Source organism: Sphingopyxis sp. YR583 (genome assembly GCF_900108295.1).
Lineage (GTDB): Bacteria > Pseudomonadota > Alphaproteobacteria > Sphingomonadales > Sphingomonadaceae > Sphingopyxis.
Genome location: NZ_FNWK01000004.1, coordinates 278,688 through 294,479, shown reverse-complemented (window position 1 = coordinate 294,479; position 15,792 = coordinate 278,688). Strand labels below are relative to the sequence as shown.

The window sequence follows — 15,792 nt, the reverse complement described above, 5'->3', positions numbered from 1 at the left end:
TCTGGATATAGGCATGTTGAATGGAAATTTGTCAATGGCGCACGCGACCGGGCCGCTCCGGCACCACGGCGCGGACGGATTTCAGGATGGCGGAATTGCTCTCGCGGCGGCCGCTTTGGCCGATCGGCGTCAGAGGATCAGTCGGTTTCGACCGGATGCAGTGCCGACTTCAGATCGGCGTCGGTCGCCGAGCAGACCGACAGGATGCGGCACGGCCCGTCGCCAACCGCGACATAGCCATGCCCCATCGACGCGTCGAAATAGGCCGAATCGCCCGTCTTCAAGCGCGATGGCGCGTACATGTCGGTGTGAAAATCGCATTCGCCTTCGAGAACGAGGACATATTCCTCACCCGAATGCCGCATCAGGTCGCCGAAATCTTCGATCGACCGCACCTTTATGTCGATGATCATCGGATTGAGCGTCTTGTTGAGCAAATCCGCCGACGGATAAGTGTAGTTATAGGTCGCAGTCTTGATCGAAGGCCCCTCGCCGAAGGGCGTGATGCTGCGCCGGCCGGTGGCGGTATGTGTGGCGGCCGGGACCGAGGTGGCGGCGGCAAAAAGTTGCGTGATATCGATTCCGAGGCCCTGGCTGAGCTTCAGCAGCTTTTCATAGTTGAGCGACATCTTTCCGGTTTCAATCTTTGACAAAGTCGAAACCGGAATGCGGGTGCGCTCGCTCACTTCGGCCAGCGTCCATCCCTTTTCATTCCGCAGCTCTCTCAGGAAAACTCCCGGATTGCCGTCGATGGCAGACCGTCGATCGCCGCTAGTCGGAATTTGCTGGCGCGTTGCCGGCATCTGCGTCCTTTCAATCATTTTTCTCTTCTAGCATATATTTGCGCATTTTTCGTATCGATCAACCCGCACGGCACAATTCGTCGGAACAATCGGCAAAGAAAATTTGCGTATCGGATAGGGCCGGAAAGATTGCACATAAGCCAAGGCGCCGCCACTGATGCCCCGATTCGCTGGGATGACAGGATGACAAACAAGCTATCCATTCGCATTTCTCCGGAGTTTACGAGCTTCGTCGGCCGCGGTCCCTGCGACGCGTCCTTCCTGCCGCCCGACGCGCTCATCTTCGGCTTTGGCGATATCGGCGAGCCCGCCGTCTCGATGCTGCTGCCCTCCGATGTCGCGGGCCCCGCCGACGATCATCTGGTCGTGCTCGCGATCAGCCGCGCCGCCTGCGACCGCCTGTTCGCCCTCCGTCCGAAGGCGGACGGGCGCTGGTATCTTCCCGCCAATCTTCGCGGTCTCGGCCGCGCGGTGGTCGCGGTCGAGGGCGACAGCGAAGTCGACGAGATGCTGCGCAATGCGCGCAGCCAGGAATTGCTGTGCCAGCTTTTCGCCGAACTCGCCGCCGACCGCATGGTCGAGGTGGGCGGCAGCACCTCGCTGAGCGAACTCGACATCACGCGCGTCGCCGCGGCGCACCAGCTGGTCAACGAGAAGTGGCAGGAAAAGCTGACCGTCGGCAATGTCGCGCGGCGCTGCGGCCTGAGCAAGGCCAAGCTGACGCGCGGTTTTCGCGAACTCTATCAATGCAGCGTCGCCGAGGCGGTAAGCGAGCGGCGCCTGCAGCGCGCGCGCCAGTTGCTGGCGCAGAGCGACCTTCCGATATCGAGCATCGGCTATAATTGCGGATATATGAGCAACGCGAGCTTCACGCGCGCCTTCGCGCGCCGTTTCGGCATGGCACCGACCAAGATGCGCGGCCGCGAAGCGACCGCCTGAGCGGAAGCCGGCGCAACGGACAGCCCTCGTCCAAAGGCGCTCAAGGACGATTGGCCAGTTCACGCCAAACATGATAGGCTGCGCCCAACGCTGCGTAACAACCATGAGGTTGATTATGACGGACGATTGGCGAGTGGATGACCTGGCGCTGTGCATCAGTCGGCATGAGCGCTATCCGCCCGAGGTGCGCCCGGGCGCCGTCTTCACGGTGCGGACCGTGTGGACCGACATGCCCGACCTTGTCGGCGGGCAATCCGGAACCGCACTGAAGTTCCGCGATGTTCCCGATCTGGGGCCGCGCGCCGCCTATTGCGCGCGCCGATTCCGCAAGATCACACCCGAAGCGCCCGACGAATTCGATGCCGAGGTGATCAATGCGCTCACGGCGACCAACGCCAATTGCCGTTAATCGCAGTTTTGCGTCAAATCGGGCTTTTAATCGATAAAGCCGATAAGTGTGCCCGGAAAATTGGGGTTGAGTGCGTGCGCCCGTCCTTATAGCTGGCCCCTGCAAATCATTTTGCAGTGCAGCAAACAAAGGAAACACTCTCCCATGGGTATCATCGGAAGCTCGATCAAGCCGTTCAACGCCACCTCGTACCATCAGGGCAAGTTCGTCCCCGTGACGGACGCCGATACCGCAGGCAAGTGGGCGGTTTTCTTCTTCTATCCGGCCGACTTCACCTTCGTCTGCCCGACCGAGCTCGAAGACCTCGCCGACCAGTATGCGACGCTTCAGGGCCTCGGCGTCGAAGTCTATTCGGTGTCGACCGACACGCATTTCAGCCACAAGGCCTGGCACGACAGCTCGCCGGCGATCGGCAAGATCAACTATCACATGCTGGGCGATCAGAACCACGTCCTCGCCAACAACTTCGGCGTGCTGCGTGAAGATTCGGGTCTCGCCGACCGCGCGACCTTCGTCGTCGATCCCGACGGCGTGATCCAGGTGATGGAAATCACCAGCGAAGGCGTCGGCCGCAACGCCGAGGAACTCGTCCGCAAGATCAAGGCTGCGGTCTATGTCCGCGCCAACCCCGGCCAGGTCTGCCCGGCGAAGTGGGAAGAAGGCGCCGAAACGCTCGCTCCCTCGATCGAACTCGTCGGCAAGATCTAAGCCGACCGATTTGCAGGACCGGGCGGGCGGCGCTCGTCCGGTCTTAGCCCCATAAAACAAAAGATTCTGACGCCGTTTCGCGCGGCGAACCCTTGCTCCTGTCCGAAAGGCTCTCCCCATGCCGATGCTCGACGCCAATACGACCGCCCAGCTCAAAACCTATCTCGGCAACCTTCGCCGCCCGATCGAGCTGGTCGCGAGCCTCGACGCCTCGCCGAAGTCGGCCGAGATGCGCAGCCTTGTCGAAGAGGTCGCCGCGCAGTCGGACCTCGTCACCGCGCGGTTCGACGGCGACGACACCCGCCGACCGTCCTTTGCGATCCGCGGCGATGGAGGGAAGGCAGAAGCCGTGTTCGCGGGGCTGCCGATGGGGCATGAATTCACCTCGCTGATCCTCGCGCTGCTCCACGTCGGCGGCCATCCGCCGAAGGAAGAGGCCGAACTGCTCGATGCCGTGCGCGCCCTCGAAGGCGACTTTGTTTTCGAAACCTTCTTCTCGCTCTCGTGCCAGAATTGCCCCGACGTCGTGCAGGCTCTCAACATCATGGCGGCGCTCAATCCGAACATCCGCCACACGGCGATCGACGGCGCGCTGTTCCAGGACGAGGTCGAGCGCCGCAAGGTGATGGCGGTTCCCGCGGTGTTTCTGAACGGCGAACCCTTCGGACAGGGCCGGATGGACCTGGCACAGATCGTCGCGAAGCTCGACACTGGCGCCGTAGCGCGTGCGGCCGAGAAGATTGCGGCGAAGGAACCCTTCGACGTGCTCGTCGTCGGCGGTGGCCCGGGCGGCGCGGCTGCGGCGGTATATGCCGCACGCAAGGGCATCCGCACCGGCATCGTCGCCGAACGTTTCGGCGGGCAGGTGCTCGACACGCTGGGGATCGAGAATTTCATCTCGGTCCAGCACACCGAAGGGCCGAAGCTTGCGGCGCAACTGGAAGCGCATGTGAAGGATTATGACGTCGACGTCATGAACGTGCAGGAAGCCGCCGAACTGATCCCCGGCGGCGCAAACGGCCTCCACGAAGTGAAGCTGAAGAGCGGCGCGAGTGTCAAAGGCAAGACGGTGATCCTGTCGACCGGCGCGCGCTGGCGCCAGATGGGCGTCCCCGGTGAAGCCGAATATCGCAACAAGGGCGTCGCTTACTGCCCGCACTGCGACGGACCGCTGTTCAAGGGCAAGCGCGTCGCGGTGATCGGCGGCGGCAATTCGGGCGTCGAAGCGGCGATCGATCTCGCCGGGCTCGTCGCGCATGTAACGCTGATCGAATTCGACGGTCAGCTTCGCGCCGACGCGGTGCTGCAGACGAAGCTCCGCAGCCTGCCCAATGTTACGGTGATCACTTCGGCGCTCACGACCGAAGTGCTCGGCAACGGCGAAAAGGTCGTCGGCCTGCGCTATCGCGACCGCAACAAGGATGAGGAGCATCTTGTCGAACTGGAAGGCATTTTCGTCCAGATCGGCCTGATCCCGAACACCGAATGGCTCGGTAATGCCGTCGCGCTCAGCGATCGCGGCGAGATTGAGGTCGATGCGCGCGGCGCGACGAGCCAGCCGGGTATCTTTGCCGCGGGCGATGTGACGACCGTGCCCTACAAGCAGATCGTCATCGCGATGGGCGAAGGATCGAAGGCGGGACTTTCGGCATTCGACCACCTCATCCGGACCTGACCCAGCGCCGGCCGGGCAACATATGCCCGGCCGCACCACCCTCCGCTCACCGCAGCCGCAACCTTTTGTTAACCCTCTTCGCGCAGATTTTGCGCGGGGGGGCACAAAGCGGCGTCAGCCGCGCGAATGGGAGAGTTCGCGGTGCTCGAATTTGAAGGACGGCCGTCCGCGGTCATGGGGCCGCTGGGGCCATTGACGATCGACGACCTGCCGTCGTCCAGCACGACCCATTGGGTCAGCCGCCGCAAGGCCGAAGTGCTGGCCGCGATCGATGGTGGATTGCTCAGCCTGCACGATGCCTGTCAGACATACCGGCTGAGCATCGAGGAAGTCGCCGCCTGGCGACGCTCGATTGAGCGCGCCGGACTTCCGGGGCTGCGCGTCACCAAGCTCCAAAGATATCGAGGCCGGATTGGGGCCTGATCGAAGCAAGCGTCGTCCCCTGCCCGCCGCTTTCGAACATCCGGATGGGAAACCGGATGTTTCCCGCGAACGCCATCAACGCTTCACGTCGCGTTGGCCATATTTCTTGAACGCCTCGAGGATTCGTCCCATTTCCGCCGCGTCGAGCAGTTTGGGTCCGCCGATCTGCAACGTCCCGCAATAGACCGCCGCCTGTTCCTCTATTTCCTCTGCGATCGCCATCGCGGCGGCAAGCGTCGGACCCAGCACGATCAGCCCATGGTTCGCCATCAGGCACGCGAGACGGCCGTCGAGCGTCTGTACCACCCCTTCGGCCAGTTCCTCGCTGCCGAAGGTGGCATAAGGCGCCACGGGAACGCTCGCCCCGCCGCCCACCGCGACCATATAATGGAGCGGCGGGATTTCCATGTGGGCGCATGCGAGGATCGTCGAATGGCGCGCATGACAATGCACGATGGCATTCACGTCGGCACGGCGCCGATACACGCCCATATGCATTTGCCATTCGCTCGACGGGCGCGCGGCACCGGGCGCGACGCTGCCGTCGCCGTCGACAAATACCATGAGGTCGGGGGTCAGGCGATCGGGCGTCACGCCGGACGGGGTCACAAACATGCCCGAGGCGAACCGCACCGACAAATTGCCCGACGTCCCCCGATTGAGGCCGCGCGCATCGAGCGTCCGCATCGCGTCGACAAGCTGCTGTCGGACTTCGTTTTCGGTCATCAGCCTTCGTCCTTCACCGGTGTGTCGCGCATGAATGCCGTCGTGCCATCATAGCTTTCGAGCTTGCCCAGCGTTCCGACGCCCAGCGCAACCTGCGCCGCCGTCGCGACACCGAACCGCAATGCGCCGGCAGGATCAAGACCGCGGCTGCGCCCGGCGATATATCCGGCGCAAAGGCTGTCGCCGCAGCTGGTCGTGTCGACGGGTGTAATCCGATGAGCGGGAACATGGATCTGGACATCGGGCAGGACGAGCAAGGCGCCATCGCTTCCCATCTTGATCAGGCAACCACCCGCACCGCGCGCCATGAACCGCCGCGCGCCGTCGACCGGATCCTCGGTTCCGGCCAGCGCGCGCACTTCGGCAAGGCTGGGCATGAACAGGTCGACATGCGGCAACAGGACATCGAGGTCGGCTTGCGCCGCGTCCGACGGTGCGATCAGGTCGCATGAGGTGAAGATACCGCGTGCGCGTGCTTCCCGCAGCAGTTCGACGCCCTTCCCGGCCGCACCCGGAAAGCCCACACCGCCCCAGTGGACGGCCGCGGTGCGGGCTAGCGCGGCGAAGACCGCGTCGGTGACCGGCGCGAAGATGCTCGCCCCCATCATGTGCCAATTGGCACGATCGCCATTGGGGCGGATTGGAAGCACGGTGGTCGAGGTAGGCCATGCGGGATCGACGGCGAGCAGGCTCGTGTCGACGCCGGCGGCATCGAACATCGACCGGATCAATTGCCCCTGCGGATCGTCGCCGACCGCCGACGCGATCGCCGTGCGAAGGCCCAGCTTTTGCGCAACGAGCGCGGTTCCTCCCGCCGTTCCCGCCGGCGACAGCACGATCTTTTCGACGATCTGTCCCGTCTCTCCATCGGGCAGCGATGCGACGGGATGGACCGTGATGTCGATCGTCGTCAGCCCGATCGCGAGCAGGTCGAGCGGCTGTTCCACGATCAGGCGTGCTCCGCCTGTGCCGCGGCGAGCATGACGAGGATCGGGTGCGGCTCGAGCGTCGCCAGTCGCGCGGCGAGCGCGGCGAACGCATTATCGGCGGCGGCCAGCGTGGCGTCGATATCGGCTTCGGTCATCGCGGCGCACAGGAACATATTGTGCCAGGGATGCATATAGATGCCGCGCGCAAGCATCTCCTCCGTCCAGCCATAGCCGACGCGGAAATCGGGATCGTCGGCGAACATGATCTGCGGCATCTGGACGGGGCCGGTCTGGCGCAGGGTAAAACCATGCTTCGCCGCCGCCGCGTCGAGCCCCGCGCGCAGCCGTTCGCCGAGGGCGACGGTGTGTTCGATATAATCGGTGTCGCGGATGATCCGCAGCGTCTCGATCGCCGCGGCCATCGGCACCGCCGACAGCCAGAAGGAGCCTGTCGCGTAAATGGCGCCCGCCCCTTCGCGGCAGCGGTCGGACCCGAGCAGCGCCGAGATCGGATGGCCGTTGGCAAAACATTTTCCCCATGCCGAGAGATCGGGCCGAACACCCAGTTCGCTCCAGCTGCTGCCGCGTGCGAGGCGGAAGCCTGCGCGGACCTCGTCGACGATCAGCATCGCGCCGGTTTCGTCGCACAGATCGCGGGCGCGACGGGCGTAGGCGGGATCGGGCGCTTCCTGATCGATGAAGGCATCGTGGCGGAAAGGCGACGCAAAGATCGCCGCGAGATCGTCGCCGGCGGCCGCGGCCGCGGCCTCAAGGCTGGCGACGTCATTATAGGCATAGGTGCGCACATGCGCGCGATCCTCGGGAACGGTCCCCGCCGGAACCGGCGTGCACCAGGGCGCGGCGCCATGATAGGCGCCCTGCGCGACGAGCACGATGCGCTTGCCGGTCTGCGCGCGCGCGCTGCTCATCGCCATCGTCGTCGCATCGGTGCCGTTCTTGCAGAACATCGCCCAATCGGCATGATCGACCATCGAAACCAAAGTCTCGGCCAGTTCGACCATCAACGGCGACGGCCCGGTCAACGTGTCGCCCAAAGCGGCCTGCGCGCGCGCCGCCGCCTCGACCCGTTCGTCGCGATAGCCGAGCAGGCTGGGGCCATAGGCGCACATATAGTCGAGGTAGCGGTTACCGTCGGCATCCCAGATATAGGCGCCCTCTGCCTTGCTGAAGAATTGCGGGAAGCTGTCGGGCAACATCCGCACCGATTCATGGCCGTACATGCCGTTCGGAATGACCTTTAGCGCGCGCGCGCGCAGCGCCGCATCCTGCACTCTGTTCATGTCGATCTCGCTTGATGTGTCCGGCGCAGTGCGCGTGCGCCTGCGCCGGAGCGGGTTCCTAGAATTTGACGATGGCCTGGATGCCATAGGTCGCGGGGTCGTTGTAATTGAGCTGATCCATCGTCACGACCGGCGACACATAGGTCACATAGCGCGTGCCGGTGAAATTCTTGGCCCACAGCGCGACCTCGAGATTTTCGTTGGAAGACAGCCACGAGAGGCGCGCGTTCGCAATGCCATAAGGCTTCACGCGATTGGCCTGCACATTGTCGGGGGTCAGGAACACCTCCGACTGGAGGCTTCCGTCGACGCGCAGACGCAGCGAACTGTCTCCCGGCAGCGGCTGGGTCACCGAGAAACCCGCCGAGATCGCGACATCGGGCGCATTGACCAGCCTGTTGCCTGAATAATCGTCGGCGGCGAGCGCGGTGAAATCCTTGTAGCGCGCGTGCAGCAGGCTGGCATTGACGAAGGCATCGAAATAGCGCGACGGGCGCGCCTGCAACTCGACTTCCACGCCATAGAGTTCGGCATTGCCCGCGTTGAGCTTGCGCTGCACCGGCAGCACGCCCGAGGTGTCGAAGACGAAGACCTGCAGATCGCGATAGTCGTAGTAGAAAGCGGCGGCATTGAAGCGCAGCTTGCGATCGAGCAGGTCGCTCTTGAACCCAGCCTCATAGGCGTAGAGCTTTTCCGAGCGGAACGGCTGGAGCTGCGCCGGGTCGCTCGACGAACCGCCTGCGAAACCGCCGCTGTTATACCCCTTCGACGACGAGGCGTAGAACAGCAGATTGTCGGTCGCCTGGAACGACAGCGCGGCGCGCCACGACAGATCCTTGAACGTCTTCGACCCCGTGTAATCGAGCACCGGCACCATGATGACGTCGTCGAAGAAGCTGTGGAAATCGAAATCGATGCTGTCGACCGAATAGCGCAAGCCCCCCGTCAGCGTCAGCCGGTCGGTCAGCTTGACGTCGGCCTGCGCGAAGGCGGCCCAGCTTTCGGTCTTCTGCGTATAGGGATAGGCGAAATTGCCGATCGAATTGACCGGATCGAGCGTGCCGAGCAGATCGTCGGGATCGCGGAACACGCGCAGGATGTCAAATGCGCTTTCGGTGACCAGCTTGTCTTGGAAATAATAGCCGCCGACGATCCAGTTGACCGCATTGTCGCCCTTCGACTGGAGGCGCAATTCCTGGCTGAACTGCTGCGGCCGGTCGATATAGGTCGCGGTGAGCACATTGTTCGGGCTGGCGTCGGTATCCTCGACGGTGCTGCGGCGGACCTGTTCATAGGCACTGATCGAGGTCAGCGAGACCCCACCCATGTCGATGCTGGCGGTCAGCGAGCCGCCGAACACATTGACGCGTTCCTGACCCTCGACGTCGTAATCGCCGGCGTTGAGGTCGCCGTCGGTGTCGGCATAGCCAAGCCCGTCGAGCGGCACACCGTCGGCGAAATTCGGATTGCCGGCGAAGTCGATGCCCGATCCGCGATGCTGGAACTGGCGCGCCCCGCCCCGGTTCTGCCCGCCATGAACGATCGCACGAATAAGGATATCGGAACTGGGCGTGAAATCGACGATGGCGCGGCCCGCCCACATATCGAGGTCGTTGAGCTTGTTGCCGGTCACGCGGTTGAGCAGCCAGCCGTCGCGACGCAGATAGGTGCCCGCGACGCGCGCCTTCAGCACATCGCCGGCGATGGGGCCGCCGACGCCGCCCTCGATCTGCACTTCGTTGAAGCGGCCATAGGAGACGGCCGCATTGGCGCTGAACTCGTCGGTCGGCTTGCGCGACGAAAAGCGGATCGCGCCCGCGGTCGTGTTGCGGCCGTAAAGCGTACCCTGCGGCCCTTTCAGCACTTCGATGCCTTCACTGTCGAAGACGTTGAAAAGCTTGCCGGCGTTCGCCCCGAGAAACACGTCGTCGACATAGACGCCGACGGCGCCCGTCGTGTTCGAGTTGAAGTCGCCGATGCCGACGCCGCGCAGGAACAGCGAGGTCGTCGTCGCCGACGTACCAGCCTGCGACGACAGGCCGGGGACGAGGATCGACAGGTCGCGGGGGTCACGAATCCCGACCTCGGTCAGCGCATCGCCACTGATCGCAGTGATGCTGATGGGGACATCCTGGATATTCTGTTCGCGCCGCTGCGCGGTGACGACGATCTCGCCGATGCCGTCATCGGAGGAAGCGCCATCGGCGCTCTGCGCAAAGGCGGTGGCCGGCGCGAGCGCCAGTAACGAGACCGAAAGCATTGCAAATCCGCGCATCATCGACTTCCCCTTCTCCATATCGGAATATTTTCCGATTTTGTGAATGCGAATCCGCCAGCCTGTCAAGAAAATTTCAAAACAGCGCCTCATATTCGGAATTTTTGTTGATTTGTGCGCGATTTTCCCAAAGATGGCGCGATGACAGGAGCGCGCATGACGAAGAATGAGGTGCCGAGGGCCGAGATCAGGCGCCCCGCGCAGAAGCGGAGCCGGGCCCGTTTCGAGGCGATTCTCGACGGCGCCGAACGGTTGCTCGACGGGCTGCCCCCCGCCGCGATCAGCATCCCGGCGATCGCGACCGAGGTCGGCATCTCCCCGCCGTCGATCTATCATTTCTTCCCTGAACCGCAGCTCGTGTTCAGCGCGCTTGCCGAACGCTATCTCAAGCGATTCGAGGAAGGGGTGCTGACCGAAGTTCCCGACGGCGTCGAAAGCTGGCAGGAGCTCCAGACGCTCCAATATCGCGCCGGCCGGAAATGGTTCAACGAACATCCGGCCGCGCGGCAGGTTCTGCTCGAAGGCCCCGCCTGGTCGTCGGACATTCGTCTGCAGGATCTCGACAGCAATTTCGTCACCGCGGGCCGCAGCATCGAATTGATGACGCAGATGTTCGTCATGCCGGAGATTCCCGACCTGCACGACCGGCTGGTCGAGGTGATCGTCATCAACGACGCGATCTGGGCGCTGTCGATCCATCGCCACGGCCACATCACCGACGACATGGAGGAACAGGCGCGCCGCGCGCGCATCGCCTATTCGCGAACCTTCCTGCCCGAATATCTGCCGCTCCGCGCAAAGGACCAGCCCGCGTGATCGCGGAGGCGACGGTCGTCAGCGGCCGCACGCTCGCTCTTTCGATCCTGATCGGCTCGTGCGCGTTGCTCGTTCTTGGCGTGCATCCCGTCTTGCTGGGCGCGCTGGTGCAGGAAGGTCGCATCGCAGAGGCGCAGGTCGGCAATCTGGTGACGATCGAGATGCTTGCCATTGTACCGGGATCGCTTGCGGGAATCGCGCTGCTCCGGCGGACCGGGGTAAGCATCGTCGCTGGCTTGGCGGGGCTTGCGATCGTCGCGATCAACCTGTTCCTGATGGGCCAGGCAGGTATGACCACCCTGGCGCTGGCGCGAGCGGCCTCGGGTTTCGGCGAAGGCGTCCTCGTTGCGGTCGCACTTGTTGCCATCTCGCGCGTGGTACGGGTCGAACGTGCGAGCGCGATCTTTCTTGCCGTCCAGACGCTGCTGCAAGCGATCGTCGCCGCATCGCTGCCCGCCATCGCCATTGCAGGCTCGCGCGTCGATGCCGCGCTGGCGGCGCTCGCTTGCGCAGGGCTGATTGCGGCGGCAGCGGCGGTGATATTGCCCTCCCGACTCTCTCCGACCGAACCCGACAGCGAGCGCGGCGCGATCACGCCTGCAAGCCTAACCGCGCTTTGCTGCGCCGGATTGTTCCTCGGCGCGATCGTCTCGGTGTGGGGCTATTTCGGGCTCTGGCTGATCCATTATGGCTATCCCCCGACATTCGAAGGCATGGCGGTGTCGCTCTGCCTCGTCGCCCAGGTGGTCGGCGCGCTCGTCGCGGCGCGCTTCGGCGAGAGACTGCCCAATCGCAAGACCATCATCGCGTGCGCGATCGCCGGAGCGGGACTGGTCGCCGCCTTCTACCTCGGGCGCGGCAGCACCGGCGCGATCATCGGCGTGAGCATCGCGTTCGGTTTCGTCTGGTTGTTCACGCTGCCCTTTTTCGCGGGCTGGCTGGTCGAAATCGATCCGGGCAGGCGCGCCGTTCTCTATCTTACGGCATTCCAGCTCGGCGGCGCAGCGCTACTCCCTTCGCTGGCGGGCATCGCTGTGGGCGCCTATTCGATCAACGCCGCCCTGGCTTTTGCCGCAGCCGCATTTCTGCTTCTCGCAGTGGCGGCATCGCTTGCGGTCAGGAACAAGGCCGCCACCCGATAGCCGACTGGCAGGCTTCGGTCCGTTTCCACGATCTGCCGACAAGACCGGCCTGACGTGTTGGCGCGGTCACAGGCAGATTCCCGGATGCCACTCGCGCCTGCGGATGCCCGCGGCGGTATTGGTCCAGATCGAACGCTGGCCGCCAAAAGAAAACCGGCGCGGATCGCTCCGCGCCGGGTTCCCTCGGTAAACTTGTGCGAAGCGTTACGCGTCAGGCGACGCGGCGCACCTCATTGCCTTCGTCGTCGATGTCGCGAAGGACATAACCGCGGCCCCAGACCGTCTCGATATAATTTTCGCCGTGGCAGGCGAGCGCGAGCTTCTTGCGCAGCTTGCAGATGAAGACGTCGATAATCTTCAGTTCGGGCTCGTCCATGCCGCCATAGAGGTGGTTCAGGAACATTTCCTTGGTCAGCGTCGTGCCCTTGCGAAGCGAGAGCAGTTCGAGCATCTGATATTCCTTGCCGGTCAGATGCACGCGCGTCGTATCGACTTCGACCGTCTTGGTGTCGAGGTTGACCGCCAGCTTGCCCGTCTTGATGACGCTCTGGCTGTGGCCCTTCGAACGACGGACGACCGCATGGATGCGGGCGACCAGTTCGTCGCGGTGGAACGGCTTGGTGACATAATCGTCGGCGCCAAAGCCGAACGATCGCACCTTCGAATCCATTTCCGAAATACCCGACAGGATCAGCACCGGCGTCTGCACCTTGGCGGTGCGCAGCTTTTTCAGCACGTCATAGCCGTGCATGTCGGGCAGATTCAGGTCGAGCAGGATGATATCGTAATCATAGAGCTTACCCAGGTCCAAGCCTTCCTCACCGAGATCGGTGGTATAGACGTTGAAGCCTTCGGTGGTGAGCATCGTATCGATCGCTTTCGCGGTCGTCGGCTCGTCCTCGATCAGCAGTACGCGCATTAGGCACCCCTTGACTGTTTCCCACGATAATCCCGCGAACCGATCGCGTGACTATCAAGGATGTCACCCGACCAACCCCCGTTGCAGGACTGCCGGAACATTAACCACGAAACTAATGAAGGGAAAAGGTTAATTTTGATTTAACCCGCAGAAGTCCACGAGTCGCGGCCATTTTGCAACAGTCGCTCAGGCTGTTTTCACCTCATGGTGAAGCGCCATGTAGCGATCATGTGCCCCGGTACAGGACATCTTCAGCGTGTCGACCAGATGGTCGGAAAGCGCGCGAACGCGCGCCGGACGCAGGCGCGATGGCGGCGACAGCAGGTGCAGGTGCGACTGCGGCAAAGACCAGTCGGTCAGGATCGGGACGACCGCGCCCGATGCGAGTTCGTCGGCGGCGATGAAGTCGGGCAGCACTGCGATCCCGACGCCCGCGATGATCAGCGGAACCATGACATCGCCATTGTTCGCGAACAGCGGCCCCGTCGGCAGCACCGTCGCCTCCTCACCCTTGCGATGGAAATGCAGCGGCATCGCGCGCTGGCGGTGGCCGTATCCGATCAGCCGGTGACCTGACAGCTCGAGCGGATGCCGGGGTGTGCCATGCTTTTCGAGATAGGCGGGGCTGGCGATCACCGACGCCGCCACGGGTGCGATCGTGCGCGCGAGCAGGCTCGAATCGGCGAGCGGCGCAATACGCAACGTCAGATCGATGCCTTCGGCGACGGGGTCGTTGCGCGCGTCGCTGAGCAACACCTCGATCTCGACCGCCGGATGCCGTTCCAGAAACGTCGCCAGCGGCGGGCCGAGCACCTTGATTCCGAAACTCATCGGCGCGGCGAGACGGATCGGCCCCGCGAGGTCGACGCGGTCGCCCCGCGCCGCCTCGGTCGCGGCGGTCGCGGCCGCGACCATCGCGCGCGCCTCTTCGAGCAGTCCCGCACCCGCGGTCGACACCGCGACGACGCGCGAACTCCTGTGGAGCAAGGTGATCCCCAGCGACGCTTCGAGCCGCGTCACCGCTTTCGACACGCTCGCCTTCGACAGGCCGAGCGAAGCTGCCGCAGCGGTAAAACTGCCGCCGTCGGCGACAGCGACAAAACAGGCCCAGCCTTCATAGTCGGGAAGCGCCATGCAATAGTCCCTGAATGGAAACGATGGTTTTCCATCTACGCTATTTTCGAAACGATCGAAATGCCTATTTTGTCCTCAACAGATGAGCGCCGCGGGGCACCGATGCCCCGGAGTGGCGCCAAGGAAAGGACAAGGCCAATGATCGACATCCGCAAATTCGACACGCTGGGCCACGCCAACCACGGCTGGCTGGACGCCCGTCACCATTTCTCCTTCGCCAACTATTATGACGAAGGCCGCATGGGCTGGGGCGCTCTGCGCGTCTGGAACGACGATGCCATTGCGGCGCAGTCGGGCTTTCCCCCGCACCCGCACCGCGACATGGAAATCGTCACCTATGTCCGCACCGGCGCGATCACGCACCGCGACAGCATGGGCAATAGCGGCCGCACCGCGGCGGGCGATGTCCAGGTGATGAGCGCCGGCACCGGCGTGACGCACAGCGAGTTCAACCTCGAGGATGAGGAAACGACTCTGTTCCAGATCTGGATCATGCCCGATCGTGACGGCGGCAATCCGGGCTGGGGCGCTCGCCAGTTTCCCAAGGCCGACCGGTCGGGCCAGTTCGTGACGCTGGCGAGCGGGATCGAGGGCGACGAAGCGCTGCCGATCCGCGCCAATGCCCGCGTCGCCGCCGCGACGGTCTTCGCCGGTGAGAGCGTCTCCTACGACCTCGAACCCGGACGCCACGCCTATCTGGTCGCCGCCAAAGGCCGCATCCGCGTCAATGGCGCGGACGCCGATCCCCGCGACGGCATCGCCCTCCGCGATGTCGGCACGATCAAGGTCGAGGCACTCGACGACGCCGAACTGGTGCTCGTGGACAGCCTGTAACGCAGCCCCCCGGGTCGCCGCCATCCCCCTCCCCGGCGGCGGCCCACCCCGTGCCGCGAGTTTCCCTCCGAAGCTCGCGGCACCCCCGCCCTCCGGAAATCAAGGAACAAGACAATGAGCCATATTCTCCGCATCGATTCGAGTGCTCGTCACAATGGTTCGACGAGCCGCCAGCTGACCGACCAGCTTGTGACGCGTCTGGTCGAACAGGGCTATGGTGCCGCGGTGACCCATCGCGACCTTGCCAACACTCCGCCCGCACTGCTGACCGAAAACTGGGTCGGCGCCAATTTTACCGACGATGCCGACCGTTCGGACGACCAGAAGGCCGCGCTCGCCGCGTCGGACGATATGATCGCCGAACTCGAAGCCGCCGACACGATCGTCATCGGCGTGCCCATCTATAATTTCAGCATCCCTGCCGCGCTGAAGGCATGGATCGACCTGATCGCCCGCGCCCGCAAGACCTTCCGCTACACCGAAGCGGGCCCCGAAGGGCTGCTCAAGGGCAAGAAGGCCTATCTGGTCGTCACCTCGGGCGGCGTTCCCGTCGGCAGCGATTATGATTTCGCCACCGGCTATCTGCGCCACGTCCTCGGCTTCGTCGGCATCACCGACGTCAGCATTATCGCCGCCGACCAGCAGATGATGAACGGCGAGGCGATCAGCCAGGCAACCACCGCAATCGACGGTCTGAAGCAGGCCGCCTGATACCCAGTCGCCGCCGCGCTGCTCCCCAGCGTGGCGGCGGCTTCATTT

Annotated in this window: 16 protein-coding genes; 9 read left to right on the top strand and 7 right to left on the bottom strand. The window is 63.8% G+C overall.

The genetic code is table 11. The annotated features are described in order from the left end of the window. Window positions 1–137: 137 nt before the first annotated feature. A complete protein-coding gene (locus BLW56_RS18805) occupies window positions 138–803 on the bottom strand; it encodes a helix-turn-helix domain-containing protein (protein ID WP_093512639.1) in 666 nt (221 codons plus the stop codon). 183 nt (window positions 804–986) lie between these two features. Here BLW56_RS18805 and BLW56_RS18800 point away from each other — a divergent pair, with 183 nt between their 5' ends. The 5 genes from BLW56_RS18800 (at window position 987) to BLW56_RS18780 (ending at window position 4,957) form a co-directional block, all read left to right on the top strand. Beyond that, the gene (locus BLW56_RS18800) at window positions 987–1,742 is read left to right on the top strand and encodes a helix-turn-helix transcriptional regulator (RefSeq protein ID WP_093512559.1); all 756 of its coding nucleotides are present in this window, start codon (window positions 987–989) and stop codon (window positions 1,740–1,742) included. Window positions 1,743–1,857: 115 nt separating this feature from the next. Next, window positions 1,858–2,151: a hypothetical protein gene (locus BLW56_RS18795; protein WP_143043514.1), complete on the top strand. Its 294-nt coding sequence runs from the start codon at window positions 1,858–1,860 to the stop codon at window positions 2,149–2,151. Window positions 2,152–2,295: 144 nt separating this feature from the next. Further along, window positions 2,296–2,859: an alkyl hydroperoxide reductase subunit C gene (gene ahpC / locus BLW56_RS18790; protein ID WP_062182425.1), complete on the top strand. Its 564-nt coding sequence runs from the start codon at window positions 2,296–2,298 to the stop codon at window positions 2,857–2,859. A 124-nt stretch (window positions 2,860–2,983) separates the two neighbouring features. Continuing rightward, window positions 2,984–4,534 carry an alkyl hydroperoxide reductase subunit F gene (ahpF, locus tag BLW56_RS18785; RefSeq protein WP_093512637.1) on the top strand — a complete coding sequence of 517 codons (1,551 nt, stop codon included), beginning with the start codon at window positions 2,984–2,986 and terminating at the stop codon, window positions 4,532–4,534. Window positions 4,535–4,675: 141 nt separating this feature from the next. Further along, complete coding sequence (locus BLW56_RS18780) at window positions 4,676–4,957, top strand: CtrA inhibitor SciP (RefSeq protein ID WP_093512635.1); 282 nt, start codon at window positions 4,676–4,678, stop codon at window positions 4,955–4,957. A 75-nt stretch (window positions 4,958–5,032) separates the two neighbouring features. Here BLW56_RS18780 and BLW56_RS18775 read toward each other — a convergent pair whose 3' ends face one another. Genes BLW56_RS18775 through BLW56_RS18760 form a run of 4 tightly spaced genes read right to left on the bottom strand, consistent with a single transcriptional unit; the run spans window position 5,033 to window position 10,188 of the window. Then, window positions 5,033–5,683 (bottom strand): class II aldolase/adducin family protein, encoded by a 651-nt coding sequence (locus BLW56_RS18775; protein ID WP_177176034.1) that lies wholly within the window; start codon window positions 5,681–5,683, stop codon window positions 5,033–5,035. After that, entirely contained in the window at window positions 5,683–6,630 is a 948-nt protein-coding gene (locus tag BLW56_RS18770) for a carbohydrate kinase family protein (protein WP_177176033.1), read from the bottom strand. Before BLW56_RS18770 ends, BLW56_RS18775 begins: the two co-directional genes overlap by 1 nt. 2 nt (window positions 6,631–6,632) lie before the next feature. Next, a complete protein-coding gene (locus tag BLW56_RS18765) occupies window positions 6,633–7,913 on the bottom strand; it encodes an aminotransferase class III-fold pyridoxal phosphate-dependent enzyme (RefSeq protein ID WP_093512552.1) in 1,281 nt (426 codons plus the stop codon). A gap of 58 nt (window positions 7,914–7,971) precedes the next feature. After that, on the bottom strand, window positions 7,972–10,188 hold the full coding sequence (locus tag BLW56_RS18760) for a TonB-dependent receptor (protein ID WP_256203677.1): 2,217 nt from the start codon (window positions 10,186–10,188) through the stop codon (window positions 7,972–7,974). A 156-nt stretch (window positions 10,189–10,344) separates the two neighbouring features. Here BLW56_RS18760 and BLW56_RS18755 point away from each other — a divergent pair, with 156 nt between their 5' ends. Next, entirely contained in the window at window positions 10,345–11,004 is a 660-nt protein-coding gene (locus BLW56_RS18755) for a TetR/AcrR family transcriptional regulator (protein WP_177176032.1), read from the top strand. Further along, window positions 11,001–12,146, top strand: coding sequence for an MFS transporter (locus tag BLW56_RS18750; RefSeq protein ID WP_093512548.1), 1,146 nt, complete (start codon window positions 11,001–11,003; stop codon window positions 12,144–12,146). Before BLW56_RS18755 ends, BLW56_RS18750 begins: the two co-directional genes overlap by 4 nt. Before the next feature lie 211 nt (window positions 12,147–12,357). Here BLW56_RS18750 and ctrA read toward each other — a convergent pair whose 3' ends face one another. Both ctrA and BLW56_RS18740 read right to left on the bottom strand, forming a co-directional pair. Beyond that, window positions 12,358–13,065: a response regulator transcription factor CtrA gene (ctrA, locus tag BLW56_RS18745; protein ID WP_037513859.1), complete on the bottom strand. Its 708-nt coding sequence runs from the start codon at window positions 13,063–13,065 to the stop codon at window positions 12,358–12,360. Window positions 13,066–13,251: 186 nt separating this feature from the next. Then, window positions 13,252–14,199: a LysR family transcriptional regulator gene (locus BLW56_RS18740; RefSeq protein ID WP_093512546.1), complete on the bottom strand. Its 948-nt coding sequence runs from the start codon at window positions 14,197–14,199 to the stop codon at window positions 13,252–13,254. Window positions 14,200–14,337: 138 nt separating this feature from the next. On the opposite strand from BLW56_RS18740, the gene BLW56_RS18735 reads away from it, so the two are divergent. Both BLW56_RS18735 and BLW56_RS18730 read left to right on the top strand, forming a co-directional pair. Further along, the gene (locus tag BLW56_RS18735) at window positions 14,338–15,033 is read left to right on the top strand and encodes a pirin family protein (RefSeq protein ID WP_093512544.1); all 696 of its coding nucleotides are present in this window, start codon (window positions 14,338–14,340) and stop codon (window positions 15,031–15,033) included. A 114-nt stretch (window positions 15,034–15,147) separates the two neighbouring features. Further along, the gene (locus tag BLW56_RS18730; protein WP_093512542.1) at window positions 15,148–15,744 is read left to right on the top strand and encodes an FMN-dependent NADH-azoreductase; all 597 of its coding nucleotides are present in this window, start codon (window positions 15,148–15,150) and stop codon (window positions 15,742–15,744) included. The last annotated feature ends 48 nt before the right edge of the window (window positions 15,745–15,792 follow it).

Excerpts from the sequence above, each read along its gene's own strand:
- BLW56_RS18805 (WP_093512639.1), bottom strand. The coding sequence starts at position 803 with ATGCCGGCAACGCGCCAGCAAATTCCGACTAGCGGCGATCGACGGTCT.
- BLW56_RS18800 (WP_093512559.1), top strand. The coding sequence starts at position 987 with ATGACAAACAAGCTATCCATTCGCATTTCTCCGGAGTTTACGAGCTTC.
- BLW56_RS18795 (WP_143043514.1), top strand. The coding sequence starts at position 1,858 with ATGACGGACGATTGGCGAGTGGATGACCTGGCGCTGTGCATCAGTCGG.
- ahpC (WP_062182425.1), top strand. The coding sequence starts at position 2,296 with ATGGGTATCATCGGAAGCTCGATCAAGCCGTTCAACGCCACCTCGTAC.
- ahpF (WP_093512637.1), top strand. The coding sequence starts at position 2,984 with ATGCTCGACGCCAATACGACCGCCCAGCTCAAAACCTATCTCGGCAAC.
- BLW56_RS18775 (WP_177176034.1), bottom strand. The coding sequence starts at position 5,683 with ATGACCGAAAACGAAGTCCGACAGCAGCTTGTCGACGCGATGCGGACG.
- BLW56_RS18765 (WP_093512552.1), bottom strand. The coding sequence starts at position 7,913 with ATGAACAGAGTGCAGGATGCGGCGCTGCGCGCGCGCGCGCTAAAGGTC.
- BLW56_RS18760 (WP_256203677.1), bottom strand. The coding sequence starts at position 10,188 with ATGCGCGGATTTGCAATGCTTTCGGTCTCGTTACTGGCGCTCGCGCCG.
- BLW56_RS18755 (WP_177176032.1), top strand. The coding sequence starts at position 10,345 with ATGACGAAGAATGAGGTGCCGAGGGCCGAGATCAGGCGCCCCGCGCAG.
- ctrA (WP_037513859.1), bottom strand. The coding sequence starts at position 13,065 with ATGCGCGTACTGCTGATCGAGGACGAGCCGACGACCGCGAAAGCGATC.
- BLW56_RS18740 (WP_093512546.1), bottom strand. The coding sequence starts at position 14,199 with ATGGCGCTTCCCGACTATGAAGGCTGGGCCTGTTTTGTCGCTGTCGCC.
- BLW56_RS18735 (WP_093512544.1), top strand. The coding sequence starts at position 14,338 with ATGATCGACATCCGCAAATTCGACACGCTGGGCCACGCCAACCACGGC.
- BLW56_RS18730 (WP_093512542.1), top strand. The coding sequence starts at position 15,148 with ATGAGCCATATTCTCCGCATCGATTCGAGTGCTCGTCACAATGGTTCG.